General features: G+C 41.0%; 13 protein-coding genes and 4 tRNA genes. 6 read left to right on the top strand and 11 right to left on the bottom strand.

The window, feature by feature from the left end:
• Nucleotides 1-50 precede the first annotated feature (50 nt).
• From I593_RS07645 to I593_RS07625, 5 genes are all read left to right on the top strand, one after another.
• Entirely contained in the window at nucleotides 51-1865 is a 1815-nt protein-coding gene (locus tag I593_RS07645; RefSeq protein WP_026440860.1) for an extracellular solute-binding protein, read from the top strand.
• A gap of 76 nt (nucleotides 1866-1941) precedes the next feature.
• Complete coding sequence (locus tag I593_RS07640) at nucleotides 1942-3006, top strand: microcin C ABC transporter permease YejB (protein ID WP_016166992.1); 1065 nt, start codon at nucleotides 1942-1944, stop codon at nucleotides 3004-3006.
• On the top strand, nucleotides 3006-4016 hold the full coding sequence (locus I593_RS07635) for an ABC transporter permease (RefSeq protein ID WP_016166991.1): 1011 nt from the start codon (nucleotides 3006-3008) through the stop codon (nucleotides 4014-4016). The genes I593_RS07640 and I593_RS07635 overlap by 1 nt, the downstream gene beginning before the upstream one ends.
• Nucleotides 3994-5622 carry a dipeptide ABC transporter ATP-binding protein gene (locus I593_RS07630; RefSeq protein WP_016166990.1) on the top strand — a complete coding sequence of 543 codons (1629 nt, stop codon included), beginning with the start codon at nucleotides 3994-3996 and terminating at the stop codon, nucleotides 5620-5622. Before I593_RS07635 ends, I593_RS07630 begins: the two co-directional genes overlap by 23 nt.
• Before the next feature lie 62 nt (nucleotides 5623-5684).
• Nucleotides 5685-6929, top strand: a complete 1245-nt coding sequence (locus tag I593_RS07625; protein ID WP_016166989.1) for an NADH:flavin oxidoreductase/NADH oxidase family protein — start codon at nucleotides 5685-5687, stop codon at nucleotides 6927-6929.
• A gap of 2 nt (nucleotides 6930-6931) precedes the next feature.
• Here the strand turns inward: I593_RS07625 and I593_RS07620 are convergent, their stop codons facing one another.
• From I593_RS07620 to argG, 11 genes are all read right to left on the bottom strand, one after another.
• The gene (locus I593_RS07620; RefSeq protein WP_016166988.1) at nucleotides 6932-7630 is read right to left on the bottom strand and encodes a glutathione S-transferase family protein; all 699 of its coding nucleotides are present in this window, start codon (nucleotides 7628-7630) and stop codon (nucleotides 6932-6934) included.
• Between the two features lie 132 nt (nucleotides 7631-7762).
• Nucleotides 7763-7838, bottom strand: a tRNA-Glu gene (locus tag I593_RS07615).
• A gap of 42 nt (nucleotides 7839-7880) precedes the next feature.
• A tRNA-Glu gene (locus I593_RS07610) sits at nucleotides 7881-7956 on the bottom strand.
• 126 nt (nucleotides 7957-8082) lie between these two features.
• On the bottom strand, nucleotides 8083-8976 hold the full coding sequence (locus I593_RS07605) for a lipase family protein (RefSeq protein WP_016166987.1): 894 nt from the start codon (nucleotides 8974-8976) through the stop codon (nucleotides 8083-8085).
• An 81-nt stretch (nucleotides 8977-9057) separates the two neighbouring features.
• Nucleotides 9058-10476, bottom strand: a complete 1419-nt coding sequence (locus tag I593_RS07600; RefSeq protein ID WP_016166986.1) for an amino acid permease — start codon at nucleotides 10474-10476, stop codon at nucleotides 9058-9060.
• Nucleotides 10477-10586: 110 nt separating this feature from the next.
• Nucleotides 10587-10662, bottom strand: a tRNA-Glu gene (locus I593_RS07595).
• A gap of 318 nt (nucleotides 10663-10980) precedes the next feature.
• A complete protein-coding gene (locus I593_RS20620) occupies nucleotides 10981-11133 on the bottom strand; it encodes a hypothetical protein (protein ID WP_167539537.1) in 153 nt (50 codons plus the stop codon).
• 94 nt (nucleotides 11134-11227) lie between these two features.
• Nucleotides 11228-11303: transfer RNA gene (locus I593_RS07585), tRNA-Glu, on the bottom strand.
• 20 nt (nucleotides 11304-11323) lie between these two features.
• Nucleotides 11324-11983: a ribonuclease T gene (gene rnt / locus I593_RS07580; protein ID WP_035301865.1), complete on the bottom strand. Its 660-nt coding sequence runs from the start codon at nucleotides 11981-11983 to the stop codon at nucleotides 11324-11326.
• Nucleotides 11968-13002, bottom strand: coding sequence for a dihydroorotase (gene pyrC / locus I593_RS07575; protein ID WP_016166984.1), 1035 nt, complete (start codon nucleotides 13000-13002; stop codon nucleotides 11968-11970). The genes rnt and pyrC overlap by 16 nt, the downstream gene beginning before the upstream one ends.
• Nucleotides 13003-13260: 258 nt before the next feature.
• On the bottom strand, nucleotides 13261-14601 hold the full coding sequence (gene argG, locus I593_RS07570) for an argininosuccinate synthase (protein ID WP_016166983.1): 1341 nt from the start codon (nucleotides 14599-14601) through the stop codon (nucleotides 13261-13263).
• Between the two features lie 565 nt (nucleotides 14602-15166).
• Between argG and lldP the strand changes: the two genes are divergently transcribed.
• Complete coding sequence (gene lldP / locus I593_RS07565; RefSeq protein WP_171069587.1) at nucleotides 15167-16840, top strand: L-lactate permease; 1674 nt, start codon at nucleotides 15167-15169, stop codon at nucleotides 16838-16840.
• Nucleotide 16841: the final 1 nt, after the last annotated feature.

Below are 16841 nucleotides of genomic sequence, written 5' to 3'. Positions count from 1 at the left end.
TTCGTTAATCTAAGATGTCAGATGTTCGTTTAACGAGCCAAAAAGTTGCCATGCTATTGCTATGTTTAAGCAGTAGTATGGTGACGCAGCAGGTGTGGTCGGCTTTGCAGACTACGCCGTATATTGCTGTACATAGTCAGCCCCAATATACCAAACTGAGGGCAATGCCTTATGCTAACCCTCAGGCCCCAAAAGGCGGATATATCAGCACTGCAGCAACGGGTACTTTTGATAATCTCAACAGTATGAATGGCAAAGGTAGTGCAACAGAAGGTGTCAATTATTTATTCGATACGTTGATGGATAATTCCTTAGATGAATCTGGGGTGATGTATCCGTTATTGGCAGATCAAGTCACGTTTGACCCCGTAAATCCACAATTTATTATTTTTCATTTGAATCCTCGGGCACGTTTTAGCAATGGAACACCTGTGACGGCAGAGGATGTTAAATTCAGTTTTGATGCATATCAAACCAAAGCCAACTTGGGCTTACAGATGTATTTGTCGAATTTGGCGAAAACAGAAGTCTTGTCCAAATCACAAGTTAAATTTATTTTTAAGTCGAGCAAAAACAAGGAAATGCCACTGATTGTGGCGAGTTTACCCATTTATTCCAAATTAGATTGGAAAAATAAGGATTTTACTCGAATTACCTTACACCCCATCTTAGGCTCGGGTCCTTATTTAATTGAACGCATTGATGCAGGGCGCAGTATTACCTATAAACGCAATCCAAATTATTGGGCAAAAGATTTAATGGTCAATCGTGGTCGTTATAATTTTGATCGGCTGAAATATGTCTATTACCGTAATAATGATATTGCCTTTGAAGGTTTTAAGTCGGGACAGTACACTTTACATGAAGAAAAGAAGACCAAGACATGGGTCACGGGCTATCAATTTCCTGCTGTAACAGCAGGATTGGTCAAGCGATATAGTCATCGTTTTGCCCGACCCGTGGTCAATCAGAGTTTGGTCTTGAATACGCGGAAAGATCCATTTAATGATATTTATTTTCGTCAGGCATTAAGTTATGCCTATGATTTTGAATGGCTGAATAAAGCATTGTTCTATGGACAGTATCAGCGTTTGCAAAGCCATTTTCAGAACAGCGAATTGGCAGCAACGGGACAACCGAGTGCTGCTGAGTTAAAATTATTACAACCTTATTTACCCAAGTTACATCCTGTGCAGCGACAAGGTGCGCTCTCCAATTGGCGGTATCCCAAATCGGATGCAGGTGGATTCAATCGCCCGAATTTACTCCAAGCACGCACTATTTTGCTGAAGGCGGGTTACCAATATCGACAAGGGCAGTTGTATGGTAAAAATGGACGGGCGATCCAGTTTGAAGTGTTGCTTTATCAAGAAGGTGCACAGCGTACGATTATGCCGTGGGTTCGAAACCTAAAAAAATTAGGTATCAATGTGAAGTTACGTCAGGTTGATGTCTCGCAATATATGGAACGAATGCGTCGTTACGAATTTGATGTGACCACCTTGGAAATGCCACAATCGCTTTCCCCTGGCAGCGAGCAAGCGCAAATGTGGAGTAGCAGTGCAGCACGTGAGTTTGGTAACTATAATTATGCAGGCATACAAAATGCCGCCATCGATGCTGCTGTTCAGCAGGTGATTCAAGCACCCAATCGGCAACAATTAATTCTACGTACCCGAGTGTTGGATCGATTACTACGTGCAGGTTACTATCAAATCCTAACCTATGGTAAAAATGACAATTGGTATGCGTATTGGAATATGTATCATCAACCTAAAGTGAAGCCAAAATTATCTTTAGGCTTAGACTATTGGTGGAGTGACCCTGCACAAGCCAAAAAAGTCAGTCAATTTCTCGGTAAATAACTACGAGAGGGCATCTTCATTTTGAGTGATGCAGCCAGATTTGGGGATAAATAATGCTGAAGATAAGGATAAGTAATTGGGTACGTATATTCTAAAAAGGTTATTCCTGATCATTCCAACCTTATTTTTTATTCTGTGCATTAATTTTGCCGTGATTCAGATTGCTCCCGGTGGTCCCGTAGAGCGTGCCATTCAGCAGGCAGAGTCTTTTCAGCGCTTGCAAGCCGCAAAAGCAGGTATCTCTACAGAAAACAGTAATTATCAAGGTGCAAAAGGGCTGAGTCAGGAGATGCTTCGTCAGATTGAAGCCCAGTATGGTTTTGATCAGCCAGCGTATATGCGTTTTGCCGTAATGCTTAAGAATTATGTCAGCTTGGATTTTGGCGTGAGCTTTTTTAAAGATAAACCTGTGACGCAATTAATTTGGGAAAAAATGCCCGTCTCTGTTTCACTCGGGTTGTGGAGCAGTTTGCTGATTTATTCTATTGCGATTCCCTTGGGGATTAAAAAAGCCAAGCAACATGGTTTATGGTTTGATAAAACTACCTCGCTTATTTTAGCCATTGGCTATGCAGTTCCAGCTTTTGTTTTTGCTATTTTGTTAATTGTTTTTTTTGCAGGTGGCAGCTATTTTCAATGGTTCCCGTTGCAAGGCTTGGTCTCGGATAATTTTCAACAATTGAGTTTGCTGGGCAAAATTCAAGACTATTTCTGGCACTTAAGCTTGCCATTGTTAGCGATGGTTTTGGGAGGCTTTGCCAGTTTGGCTTATTTAACCAAATATTCTTTTTTGGAAGAACTAAACAAACCTTATGTTTGGGCAGCTCGTGCTAAAGGCTTGAGTGAATCTCGTATTCAGTATGGGCATATATTTCGGAATGCTGTATTGGTGATTATGGCGGGTTTACCCGAGGCATTCGTCAGTATTTTCTTTGTCGGCAATTTATTTATCGAGATTGTATTTAACCTTGATGGCTTAGGGTTGTTAGGATTTGAAGCCATTATTCAGCGCGATTATCCCGTCATCTTCGGGACGTTATTTATTTTCACCTTATTGGGCTTAATTCTGCGTTTAATTTGTGATGTGCTCTATCAATGGGTTGACCCACGAATTGATTTTGAATCGCGAGGGAAACACTAATGTCTCCCATGATTCAAACACGTCTACAACGTTTTCGACAAAACCGTTTGGGGTTTCTTTGCTTAATTTTATTTAGTCTGATTTTTGCAGTGTCCTTAGCTGCAAATTTAATTGCCAATGAAAAACCCTTATTGGTCAAATATCAGCAGTCTTTTTATTTTCCTGTATTTAAGAGCTATCCCGAAACCACATTTGGCGGGGTATTTGAAACAGAAGCTGATTATAAAGATCCTGTAGTACAGCAATTGATTGCTGATCAGGGCTGGGCGGTATGGCCCGTGATTCGGTACGCAGCACAAACGCCAAATTTAGATTTAGCTGTCCCTGTTCCGTCTGAACCAACAGCGCAAAATTGGTTAGGGACGGATGATCAAGGCCGAGATGTGCTCGCCAGAATTTTATATGCCTTACGTGTTTCTCTATTGTTCGGTTTTGCTGTAACACTATTTTCGGCGGTGATTGGTATCTTTGTGGGTGCAATACAAGGCTATTATGGCGGTTGGGTCGACTTAATTGGTCAACGTATATTAGAAGTTTGGGGTGGTTTGCCCATGCTGTTTATGGTGATGATTTTAGTCAGTATCTTTACTCCGAGTGTGTATTGGTTATTTTTGATCATGTTGTTCTTCGGTTGGACCACGTTGGTGAATTTAGTTCGGACGGAGTTTTTACGTGCACGAAATTTCGATTATGTTCGAGCTGCGCGTGCGCTAGGGGTTTCTGATACACGTATTATAGTTCGGCATATTTTACCGAATGTCATTAGTTCCAGTTTGTCACAGCTCCCTTTTATGTTAACTGCCAATATTACTGCTTTAGCTGCTTTGGACTTTTTGGGGCTTGGATTACCTGCTGATACGGCTTCCTTGGGGGAACTCTTGTTACAGGGTAAAAACAATTTAAATGCACCGTGGTTGGCTTTATCAGGTTTCTTCACGCTGGCAATTGTCTTGTCACTTTTGATTTATATTGGGGAGGCTGCACGAGATGCATTCGATCCACGACAATAACCATGCAGCAAGTGTGATTTTAGATGTCCAAAAATTGCATATTCAACACGAACAAATGACATTACTGGACAATTTATCCTTTCAATTGCATCGGGGTAAAACATTGGCTCTGGTGGGGGAGAGTGGTTCGGGTAAAACGATCAGTTGTTTAGCGCTACTAGGTTTATTGCCCTCAAGTTTGCTCAGATCAGGCAGAGTCAATTATGCTGATATTGATTTACTCAAACTTTCTGCCCAGCAATTACAGTCTATTCGTGGTCATAAAATTGCCCTAATTTTCCAAGACCCAATGGCTGCATTGAATCCATTACATCAGGTTGAAAAAATTGTTGGAGAAACCTTAATTCTACAAGGCTTATCTAAACAAGTTGTCCGTCAGCGGGTGATACAGTTATTAAATGATGTTGGATTAACTCAAACAGAAGCTCTGCTAAAGCGTTATCCTCATCAGCTTTCGGGTGGTCAACGACAGCGGGTAATGATCGCTGCTGCCTTAGCATTAGACCCTGAAATTTTAATTGCAGATGAACCGACAACTGCTTTGGATGTGACCCTGCAAATACAGATTCTAGATTTGATTAAGACGCTGCAACAGCAGCGCAAGATGTCACTGATTCTAATTAGCCATGATTTGAATTTGGTTCGCCAATATGCGGATGATGTGATTGTGATGAATCAGGGACGTGTCGAGCAACAGGGTGCTACCGAGCAGGTGTTTCAACATCCTGCAACATCCTATACTAGTGAATTAATGAACCATGATTTTGGTGAGGCACTGGCGCCTGCTCTGACACCGACTCTACTGCAACTCGAACAGTTATTGGTACAGTATCCAATTAAACAGGGGTGGCTGAATCGTGTGAAGGGTCAGCAGATTGCAGTTGAAATTCCTCATCTAACCTTAATGCAAGGAGAATGTATTGGTATTGTGGGGGAAAGTGGGTCGGGTAAAAGTTCTTTGGCCTTAGCTATTGTGCGTTTGATTCAGAGTCAAGGACAGATTCTGTTTCAACAGCAGAATTTAAATGCCCTGAATCAAAAACAATTACGTCCGCTTCGTGCCAATTTCCAGATTGTTTTTCAAGATCCTTTTAGCAGCTTAAACCCACGTTTAACCGTACAACAGATTATTGCTGAAGGATTGACGCTCGGTTATCAACATGAAAATCATATTGAAGCGAAAGTGAGTCAGGCTCTATTGGATGTTGAGTTGGATGATAGGTTCAAACATCGTTATCCTCATGAACTATCAGGTGGTCAGCGTCAGCGGGTGGCTTTGGCGCGAGCGTTGGTGCTAAAACCACAGTTGATTATCTTAGATGAACCGACATCTTCTTTAGACCGTACGACACAGCGAGCAATTGTGCAGCTATTGCGCCGCTTACAGCAGCGGTATCAACTGAGTTATTTATTGATTAGCCATGACCTACATGTGGTACGTGCGATTAGTCAAAAAGTTTTGGTATTACGTGCATCGCAAATGATTGAAATGCAGACCACGGAAGCACTATTTGCTCATCCTTTACATCTGTATACCCAGCAATTGATCCAAGCCAGTCAATATCATTCAATTGACAAAGTTGACAAAATAAATTGTCAGAAATGACTTGACCTCAGTAACAAACTGATTAGAGTAAAACACCTAAATAAAAAAATGAGGAAGTTCCCATGAGTCATATTGCAGCGTCTTTGCAAATTCGAAATACAACCTTTAAAAACCGTATTATTAAAGGCGCAATGAGTGAGGCTTTAGCCAACCATGCGGGACAACCGAATCGATTACATTTAGGTTTATACGAAGCTTGGGCAAAAGGGGGCTTGGGCTGTGCAATTACGGGGAATGTCATGGTAGATTTTCGTGCCAAGAATGAGCCCGGTGTTGTTGTAGTTGAATCTGAACGTGACATGGCTGAGCTGAGTCAATGGGCAGCTTTGGGTAAGCAATATGGGATGGTGCAGTTGGTTCAGCTATCCCATCCAGGGCGACAATGCCCGAAAGGTTTAAATAAAGAAACCGTAGCCCCTTCGGCAGTGCCGTTTAGTCCAATGCTTGCTACCACTTTTGGTACACCACGTGAACTTCGTGAAGATGAAATTTTAGACATTATTCAACGCTTTGCCCATGCAGCGCAGGTCTGTGAAAAAGCGGGATTTGAAGGTGTGCAACTGCATGGTGCACATGGTTATCTGATTAGTCAGTTTCTCTCGCCCTTGACCAACAAACGTCAAGATCAATGGGGCGGTAGCATTGAAAATCGTATGCGCTTTTTGCTAGAAATTTACCAAGCTGTTCGTGCAGCGACATCAGATAACTTTATTATTTCGGTTAAACTGAATTCTGCTGATTTCCAACGTGGTGGCATCACTGAAGAAGATGTGATTGCTGTGTTTAAAGCGATTGATGCAGCAGGTATTGACCTGATTGAAATTTCGGGCGGTACCTATGAAGCACCTGCCATGGCAGGAGCAAAAGAAGATAAACGTAAAGCCAGCACCATCGCTCGCGAAGCCTATTTCCTCGACTTTGCTGAAAAAATCCGTCAACAAGTCAGTTGTCACTTGATGGTGACAGGTGGCTTCCGTACAGCGCAAGGCATGAATGCTGCACTTGATAGTGGCGCCTGTGATTTTATCGGGATTGCACGTCCATTTGCCGTAGAAACCGATTTGACCGAACGTTTATTGGTTGGGCTAGATGTCCGTTATGCGGTGGATAAGATTAAAACAGGTATTCCAATAGTGGATAAAATGGCCATTATGGAAATTATTTGGTATGCCGCTCAATTTAAGACCATTGCGCAGGGTAAACAGCCAAATCCGAAACTTTCTCCGCTTAAAGTGTTCTTCCATTATGTGAAGGGGAATTTAAAAGCCGTGATTCAAGGGCAAATCAACTCCCGCAAAAGTGCTTAATATTAGTTGGCTACGGCCCAATACTGTTTGAAGATTGGGGCAGACCATTGACCTTTTGACAAAGCCCGTTGAAAGGCGGGTCTATCTTCAATCTGTTGTAAATAACTATTAATCGCAGGGTAGCGCATATAACGGTCATTTAGATGGGTGCAGGAGTGTAATGGAAACCAGAGTAAGATATCAGCGATGGTGAATTGAGAGCCTGCGACCCACGGTTGTGTGGTGAGATGCTGATTGATCATTTGCATTTGTTGTTGCAGTAGGGGATTTAAATAGCCTTGATTAAATCCATATTGAATGGCTCGTGGAATAAAACGGATAAGCCAAGGTGTTCGGATCGCCAATTGGGAAAAGATCTGTTTTAATGCCAAATTTGGCATAAATGTGGCTTCAGCGAAGTTTTTCCAATAGTAATAATCCACTAAGGCAGAACTGTCTAAATTCATTGCACCTAAACTTTGCTGGTGAGTACTGAACCATTCGGCAATAGCGCTGGTTTCAGATAAGAAAAAAGTATGTTCAAGTTCTGTTATTTTGACTGTTGGAAATTTTGCTAAAGGATGTGCTTGCTGTAATTGATGCGTATTGGCATCGTCTAGTGTGTCGCAAACCAGAATGTCATAATCGAGACCAAGTTCTTCGAAAAGCCAGACAATACGTTGTGAGCGAGAATTGGGTTTATGATAAAGTTGAATCTGCATTTTGTTGTTTCAATTGCCTTTTATTCAATATGTTTTTTATTTTGCTCAAAGAGAGCATAACTCAAAATATAGGCATAAAAAAACCTGAGTCATTATGCTCAGGTTTTTTTAAGAGATAAACATCTCTGAATATGGCGTCCCTACGGGGATTCGAACCCCGGTTACCGCCGTGAAAGGGCGATGTCCTAGGCCTCTAGACGATAGGGACTTAATGAGGCAGGTACTTCTGAAAACTAAACCATAAATTAGATGGCGTCCCTACGGGGATTCGAACCCCGGTTACCGCCGTGAAAGGGCGATGTCCTAGGCCTCTAGACGATAGGGACGTTTCAGAGGTGGGCGTATATTAGGGTGAATATAGGGGGGTGTCAAACATTTTTTTGAAGATAATCATTAAAAAAGGTTTGAGTGGGTAAAAAGAATACAAAATATGGAAATACAATTTAGATTGTTTATTTTCCGAGCTTTAATGCATCCACAATGCTTTTGATAACGGCTGGATGTGCTAAATAACCTGTAATTTGATGAGGCTTATCTACAAGTGTTGTGATTGCCTGATTAATGATCGGTGGTTCAAAATTGAAAGGTGCTTCAGATAAGGGGAAGGCGGTCAGGAAATCATCAGGAGAATAAAAATTAAACCAATCGCCATGTAGTTGAGGTGGCCGAGAAATCGGTAAGGTAAGTTTTTCTTGGATCACCTTAAAGGCAAGCGGTGAACCGAGAGTAATAAAACGATGTACTCTAAAATGGTTAAATTGATGTAATAAGTTATAGGCAATCACTGTACCCAATGAATGTGCCACAATAATATGATCTTTGCTTGGATGAAGATGAGACATAATTCTGTGGTGAACTTCATGCATAAAATCAGAATTTGACAAGTATAAGTAGGTCTCGATGAGAAATTTATGCATGAGTGTTTCATGGAGTTTAGGGTAATGATTGAGGAACATGATCAATTCTTTGAATGCATGATCTTTGGTGAGTGCTGTAATGACAGATAAACGTTGAGTAAGTGACTCCGATTGTTCTGGATTAAAACAAGGCAAAGGGGTAATACATGGACTATGCTCTTCAATAATTGACGTGTTATGCCAAAGATGAAAAGGAAAATGTAAATACGACAGTGATTTAGGAAGCATTGTATTTAAATCTAAACTGTTATTGAGTTGGTGTTTAGTGAGTAAATCGCCATAAAAAGGGAGTTTGATATCCAGTGATTTAAGTTCGATATTTTGCTCGGCATGACTCAAGCCCGTTTTAAATAAATTTAACCAATGCTGTTTTAAAGTCTCTTCATCATAATGTTGTTGATTCATACCATGAATAAAAATGATTTTCATACAGGGGCAGGCTTTTTATAGAGAACATTATTTATATTTAGCTTAAAAAAAAGAGTGGTCTTTGACCACTCTTTTTATGTGTTAGTTTTGCTTTCGATAAAACACGTAATAGCTGAGATAACACAAGGCAATAAAAATTAAACAGCCAATAAAGCCCGCTAGCATTTCAGGATCTGCGGCCATACTGATGCCAGTAATAAAACAGAATACAAAGCCTAAAATCGGCACAATTGGAAATAATGGCGCTGCAAAGCCTAATTCTTTCGCTGTATGACCTTGTTTATACCATTGGCGACGGAAATTGAACTGACTTAAGCAGATGCTCATCCACACCACGACCATCGTAAATGCGGCTACACCCAGCAGGTTTTTGAAAATGGTTTCAGGCGCAAATTGTTCAGACAGCAAACCTGGAATTGCGCCAAACATGGTCACAATAATGGCAACAAAAGGAATACCTTTGTGATTCACCTTTGAGAATACTGCGGGTAATTGTTTCTTGTCAGATAAAGCCCACATCATACGGGAAGCGGCATATAAGCCTGAATTCGCAGCTGATAGAAGTGCGGTAATAATCACAAAGCGAATAATGTCTTCTGCATGGGGAATACCAATATAGTTAAACACGGTCACAAAGGGGCTGCTGCTCACGCCATTACCACCTAATCCCGCCATTTCGTGTGGCAATAGAGCACTGATCACGACAATTGTGCCTACGAAGAAAATTAATAGGCGCCAAATGGCTGCATTAATCGCTTTAGGTACATTTTTCGCGGGGTCTTGAGTTTCACCCGCAGCAACACCAATCAGTTCTGTTCCAGAGAAGGCAAAATTCACAATCAACATGGTGGCAAAAATAGGGAAGAAACCCTGTGGAAACCAGCCCTCTGCGGTAATATTGCTAAATAAGGGCGCAGAGCTATAACCATGAAAAGATAGCACGCCAAAAATGGCCAATAGACCTAAAATAATGAAGCTGATGACAGTAACGACTTTGACTAGAGATAGCCAAAACTCTGATTCAGCAAATAATCGGGTTGAACTCATGTTTAAGCCAAAAATAATGGCAGCAAAGATGAGCGTCCAAATCCAGACAGATATGTGTGGAAACCATTCTTGCATCAGCAAAGCGGCAGCAGTGAATTCTGTGCCGAGTGTTGCTGTCCATGTTAGCCAATATAACCATGTAATCGTGTAGCCTGTCCCTGGACCAATATACTTTTGTGCATAAGCGCCGAAAGAACCCGATACAGGCATATGTACCGCGAGTTCTCCCAGACATAGCATCACCATATAGGCAATAATTCCACCTAAAATATAAGCGATGATGGCACCTACAGGCCCCGTTTGTGCAATGACTTCACCCGACCCTAAAAATAGGCCAGTCCCGATTGCACCACCAAGTGAAATCATGACTAGATGTCGAGTACTCATAGCGCGTTTTAAAGGCGCAGAATTGCCCTGATGCATAGCATCATTCGGAGATTGAGATGACTGCATAAGAGAGAAAAAAATAGAATAATGAAGCGCGCTATTGTAGTGCAAAACTACAAATCTGCAATCGAATAATAATGAATTGTGAGTTTTGAATGATCGTATAAACGATAAGATGGCGTCCCTACGGGGATTCGAACCCCGGTTACCGCCGTGAAAGGGCGATGTCCTAGGCCTCTAGACGATAGGGACGTTGCGAGGTGATGCGTATATTATGTATTTTTTTCTTTACTGTCAAATAAGTTATTACAATATTTCGAAAATAAGGGTTTGTTTGTGTAAAAAATGTCTTGCTTACAGGATATAACGCAATTTTTTTATGTTTCTAAAGATTCGATATCTCGATCTTTTTTATTGATAAAGGTAAAGCTTTATTCATTCAATAGCCAAGAGATGAAGGGTTTGATCAAGCTATGAGACTAAGTTGAATGAGATTTCATATGGTTAATACTAAGAAAACTGAAATTTCAACAGGCTTGAATTATTGATAAGTGAAAAGCCTAAGCAAATTTAATGTTCTGGCGTTTGGTATGGATCGTGTGCTTTTTCTGATGGTGTGGCATTAGCTGCGGATGGTGCAGATTTCTGTTCTTTATTGGCAATATAAAGATAAACAGCTGAAGGGGAAAGAATGAGTAAAACCAGTAATATTTTCTTTAACATAAGTTTAGGGTGAAAAATAAAACACAAGAGTATAAATGATTCTAAAAATAGAATTCGATGAAATTTTTTAAAAAGATTTGCGAGAGCAAATAGATGGCGTCCCTACGGGGATTCGAACCCCGGTTACCGCCGTGAAAGGGCGATGTCCTAGGCCTCTAGACGATAGGGACGTTTAGAAGATGGCGGTATCTTATTGATCCGCCACCAAAGTGTCAAGTAGGTGAGGAGAGAGTTTGTTTAAAATATAGCAAAACAGTTCAGCAGTCTTTTTTGTATCGTACAAAGCCGAGTGAGCTTCTTTACCATCAAACTCAATTCCAGCTTGTATACATGACTTAGCAAGTACTGTTTGACCAAAAGTAATTGCACTTAAGGTTACCGTATCAAATACAGAGAAGCTGTGAAATGGATTTTGATTTTTAGTGCCAGTACGCGCGATCGCAGCCTGAACAAAACCTAAATCAAAGTGCGCATTGTGGCCGACCAAAATCGCGTGGGTGCAATTTTGTTGACGGCGTACGTCATTCACTGCTTTGAAAATACGTTTTAGTGCCGATTTTTCATCTTCAGCCATCGCAACACGCATGGGATTAAATGGATCAATTCCAATAAAATCCAACGAACGGCGGTCCAGATTTGCGCCTTCAAATGGATTAATGTGTGCATGATGGGCTTCACCTGGAACGAATTTGCCTTCTGCATCATAAATAATTGGAATCGCGGCTATTTCTAGCAGCGCGTCAGTTTGTGAATTAAAACCTGCAGTCTCGACATCGACCACCACAGGTAAAAAACCACGGAAACGCTGACCAATTACTGGTAGAGTTTCATTTGTCACACTTTTCTCCATTGGATGGTTTTACCAGCATAAAGCGGGATAATCTTGTCACCATCTAAATAATCAAAACTTTCAGGAATGACTTGTTCTTCTTTGACTAACGTAATGGTTTCAGTATTACGTGGAAGACCATAGAAGTCTGCACCAAAGTGGCTCGCGAAGCCTTCTAGACGTTCGAGTTTATTAACTTGGTCAAAAGCTTGAGCATACAGTTCAATTGCCGTTGGCGCACTGTAGCAACCTGCACAACCACAAGCATTCTCTTTGGCATTTTTTGAATGAGGTGCACTATCTGTACCTAAGAAGAACTTAGGATTACCACTGGTTGCCACTTCCAACAAGGTTTGTTGGTGTGTTTGGCGTTTTAAAATTGGTAAGCAGTAGAAGTGCGGCTTGATGCCACCGACCAACATGTCATTGCGATTAAACAATAAATGTTGAGGGGTAATCGTGGCAGCCACATTACGGTCTTGTTCTAGCACAAAATGTGCAGCCTCACTGGTGGTAATGTGTTCGAGTACCAGTTTTAACTGCGGGAACTGCTTTAATAATGGTGCTAAAACTTCATCTAAGAAGCGTTTTTCACGGTCAAAAATATCGACATGGTTATGGGTAACTTCACCATGTAACAGTAATGGCACTTGATGTTCTTCAAGTTGCTCAATTACCGCATAGACTTTACGAATATCACTTACGCCATTGTCCGAGTTGGTGGTTGCACCCGCTGGATAAAGTTTGATGGCATTTACAAATTCAGAATCTTTGATTTTTTTGACTTCGCTTGCAGGAGTGCTATCCGTAAAATACAACACCATACGCGGGTCAAATGCATTGCCTTCAGGCACATGAGCCATAATTCGCTCACGATAAGCAAGCGCCTCTTCCACAGTTTTCACAGGTGGAACAAGATTTGGCATACAAATCGCACGCTTAAATTGGGCTGCTAAATCTGGAACTGTGCGTTTCAGGGCGAGGCCGTCACGTAAGTGGGCATGCCAATCGTCTGGCTGCAAAAGAGTAATCGTATTCAAGGCGATTTCGGACTAAAAAATAAATCAGATGATAATCTATATCACTCAGTAATGCTAAGCTGATTTACGTATAAATGGCTTAATTCTGGTAAATACAAAAAGCTTTTTATTGTTTTTTTGTGATTGTGGAATATAAGCAGTGCTTTAATTGAAGCTATTTCATCTGTGAAGTATCAAGATATGTAAGATGAGCTTGATAAAGAAAAAAACCGCCAATTTAAGGCGGTTTTTTTCTTTAGCTATTGAGCAATTGAAAACTTAGTTTTTGTCTTTCAATTGTGGCACTGCAGAACCAGTACCTACAGCCAACAAACCAGAGTTGGTATAAATACCGAGTTTTGCGCGTGTATCTGTAATATCAAGGTTACGCATAGTAAGCTGACCAATACGATCCATCGGCGTAAACATTGAATCACCTTTCTCCATAGTTAAACGCTCAGCTTCATAAGTGAGGTTAGGAGATTCGGTATTCATGATGGTGTAGTCATTACCACGACGTAATTCTAAAGTGACTGTACCTGTAATCGCTTTAGCAACCCAACGTTGTGCAGTTTCACGCAACATAAGTGCTTGAGAATCGAACCAACGTCCTTGGTATAACAAACGACCTAAACGTAAACCGTTAATACGGTATTGTTCAATCGTGTCTTCGTTATGAATACCTGTAACCAAACGCTCATAAGCAATATGAAGTAACGCCATGCCTGGTGCTTCATAAATACCACGAGATTTTGCTTCGATAATACGGTTTTCGATTTGGTCAGACATACCTAAACCATGACGACCACCGATACGGTTCGCTTCAAGAATGAAGTCAACCGGATTTTCAAAACGTTGACCATTAAGCGCAACAGGGAAGCCTTCTTCAAAAGTAACAGATACTTCTTCAGCATCAATTTTTACGTCATCTTTCCAGAATGCAACGCCCATGATTGGGTCTACAATTTTGATACCTGCATTGAGGTATTCAAGATCTTTTGCTTCATGAGTTGCACCCAACATGTTTGAGTCAGTTGAGTAAGCTTTCTCTTTCGACATTTTGTAGTCAAAACCATTGTCGATGAGGAACTGTGACATTTCTGCACGGCCGCCTAATTCATCAATAAAAGTTTGGTCTAACCACGGTTTGTAAATTTTAAGTGCAGGGTTAGTCAATAAGCCATAACGGTAGAAACGCTCAATGTCGTTCCCTTTATACGTTGAACCATCACCCCAGATGTTCACGTCATCTTCTTTCATCGCGGTAACAAGCATAGTACCTGTTACTGCACGACCCAGTGGAGTCGTGTTGAAATATGGCATACCACCAGTGCTGATATGGAATGCACCACATTGAATCGCTGCAATACCTTCAAGTGCAAGTTGCAAACGGCAGTCCACTAAACGTGCTTTAACGGCACCATATGCTTCCGCTTTTTTCGGAATAGCATCGTAGTCATCCTCATCAGGCTGGCCTAAGTTTGCCGTATATGCATAAGGCTCTGCGCCTTTTTGTTTCATCCACAATAAAGCAGCTGAAGTATCTAGACCACCAGAGAAGGCAATACCAACTTTTTTGCCAACTGGGACATTCTGCAAGATAGTTGCATTATCAGTCATTGTTAATCCTAACGATATAAATATAGGCACCGAGAATAGGTGGCCTGAAAGAATACATATTTTTGCGATTGTAGCACTTTTCCAGACGCTTGTTTTCGCAAAACAAAGTCAAAATAAAAAAAACAATAAATTTTCTGATCGATAAGCAGAAATTGACGTCTGAAAAAGCAACATCTTGGTGCATTTTTGAGGTTTGTAATTTATATAAAAATCAGAGGAATGCTTTTAAAACTGGATAAATCCTCAACAAACGAATGAATGCGACTAAAGTTGAGTAATTGTTTAATCCGAAGCTTACATGGCTGAAAAAATAAATAAAAACAATAGTTTTACCAATATTGTTAATTTTTTCTAAATGAAATGTGTTGTGTTTATTGATTTAATATATTGGTCTGACCAATATATTTGTTATGCTTTTTTATTGACCTGTTTGGTGTTTGAAATTACTATAATGGTGCAAACAGCTATTATTTTTTTACGCTTTTGGTTTATTGGTCTGACCAATTTGGTATTTTACCACAGGATGATTGGACCAACTCGAGGTTCTGGCAAGCATTTCAAGGAGATGACAATGCTTCAACATTGGCAACAAGTTTACGATCCTATTGGCAATATCTGGCTTTCCAGCTTAATTGCACTTATTCCAATTATCTTTTTCTTTTTAGCGCTGGCTGTATTTCGTATGAAGGGCAGCGTAGCTGGAACAATTACTGTTGTTTTAGCATTGTTGGTTTCTTTATTTGCCTATCAAATGCCGACCATGATGGCATTTGCTTCTTTGATTTATGGCTTCTTTTACGGTTTGTGGCCAATCGCATGGATTATTATTGGTGCGGTTTTCCTGTACAAAATTTCGGTGAAAACGGGCCAATTTGACATTATCCGTTCATCCATTCTGTCCATTACTGAAGATCAGCGTTTACAAATGCTGTTGGTGGGCTTTGCCTTTGGTACTTTCTTAGAAGGTGCAGCAGGCTTTGGTGCGCCTGTCGCGATTACTGCGGCTTTATTGGTGGGCCTTGGCTTTAAACCATTATATGCAGCAGGCTTGTGTTTAATTGTGAACACTGCACCTGTAGCGTTTGGTGCGATGGGTATTCCAATTATTGTGGCGGGTCAGGTGTCTGGTGTAGACACTCATGAAATCAGCCAGATGGTGGGTCGCCAACTTCCGTTTATGGTGCCAATCGTACTGTTCTGGATTATGGCAATTATGGATGGTTGGCGCGGTGTTAAAGAAACTTGGCCTGCGGTATTGGTTGGTGGCGGTTCATTCGCGTTGGCACAATTCCTTACCTCTAACTTTGTAGGTCCAGAGTTACCAGACATTACCGCTGCGATTGCTTCTTTGGTGAGTTTGACCATTTTATTGAAATACTGGAAACCGAAACATATTTTCCGTTTCAAAGCTGAAGATATGCATATTGATGCAAATAGCTTGAATGCAGATCAACAGAAGAAATATTCAATTGGTCAAATCGCGAAGGCATGGTCTCCATTCATGATCTTAACCGTGATGGTGACGATTTGGAGTATCAAACCATTTAAAGATTTATTCGCTAAAGATGGTGCATTGCATGACCTTGTGATTGCAATTAAGGTACCGTTCTTGCATCAAGTGGTACAAAAAATGCCACCTGTTGTGCCTGAAATCAAAGACTATGACGCCATTTTCAAGTTTGATTGGTTGTCTGCGACGGGCACTGCAATCATGATTGCCGCGGTAATCACCATCATTTATTTAAAAATGAAACCACGTGAAGCGGTAGTGACTTTTGGCGAAACCCTGAATGAATTAAAAACTCCAATTTATTCAATTGGAATGGTATTGGCGTTTGCCTTTATTGCTAACTATTCAGGCATGTCTGCGACTTTGGCATTGGCATTGGCGCATACTGGACATGCATTTACTTTCTTCTCGCCATTCTTGGGCTGGATCGGGGTGTTCCTAACAGGTTCAGATACGTCTGCAAATGCCTTGTTCAGTGCGCTACAAGCAACGACTGCACAACAAATTGGTGTACCAGAAGTGTTATTGGTGGCTGCCAATACCAGTGGTGGTGTGACAGGTAAAATGATTTCCCCTCAATCTATTGCAATTGCCTGTGCGGCAGTAGGCTTGGTTGGTAAAGAATCTGATTTGTTCCGTTTTACAGTGAAACACAGTATCACTTTTACGGTAATGATCGGTATTATTATTACCTTACAAGCATATGTGTTCCCATGGATGATTCCATAAC

The organism is Acinetobacter tandoii DSM 14970 = CIP 107469 (assembly GCF_000400735.1).
GTDB classification, from domain to species: domain Bacteria; phylum Pseudomonadota; class Gammaproteobacteria; order Pseudomonadales; family Moraxellaceae; genus Acinetobacter; species Acinetobacter tandoii.
The sequence above is the reverse complement of the archived record's forward strand: the minus strand, read 5'-3'. Positions and strand labels throughout refer to the sequence as shown.

What these genes read in the sequence shown, in the direction of transcription:
- I593_RS07645 (WP_026440860.1), top strand. Translation starts at nt 51, where the DNA reads ATGCTATTGCTATGTTTAAGCAGTAGTATGGTGACGCAGCAGGTGTGG.
- I593_RS07635 (WP_016166991.1), top strand. Translation starts at nt 3,006, where the DNA reads ATGTCTCCCATGATTCAAACACGTCTACAACGTTTTCGACAAAACCGT.
- I593_RS07630 (WP_016166990.1), top strand. Translation starts at nt 3,994, where the DNA reads ATGCATTCGATCCACGACAATAACCATGCAGCAAGTGTGATTTTAGAT.
- I593_RS07625 (WP_016166989.1), top strand. Translation starts at nt 5,685, where the DNA reads ATGAGTCATATTGCAGCGTCTTTGCAAATTCGAAATACAACCTTTAAA.
- I593_RS07620 (WP_016166988.1), bottom strand. Translation starts at nt 7,630, where the DNA reads ATGCAGATTCAACTTTATCATAAACCCAATTCTCGCTCACAACGTATT.
- I593_RS07605 (WP_016166987.1), bottom strand. Translation starts at nt 8,976, where the DNA reads ATGAAAATCATTTTTATTCATGGTATGAATCAACAACATTATGATGAA.
- I593_RS07600 (WP_016166986.1), bottom strand. Translation starts at nt 10,476, where the DNA reads ATGCAGTCATCTCAATCTCCGAATGATGCTATGCATCAGGGCAATTCT.
- I593_RS20620 (WP_167539537.1), bottom strand. Translation starts at nt 11,133, where the DNA reads ATGTTAAAGAAAATATTACTGGTTTTACTCATTCTTTCCCCTTCAGCT.
- rnt (WP_035301865.1), bottom strand. Translation starts at nt 11,983, where the DNA reads ATGGAGAAAAGTGTGACAAATGAAACTCTACCAGTAATTGGTCAGCGT.
- argG (WP_016166983.1), bottom strand. Translation starts at nt 14,601, where the DNA reads ATGACTGATAATGCAACTATCTTGCAGAATGTCCCAGTTGGCAAAAAA.
- lldP (WP_171069587.1), top strand. Translation starts at nt 15,167, where the DNA reads ATGACAATGCTTCAACATTGGCAACAAGTTTACGATCCTATTGGCAAT.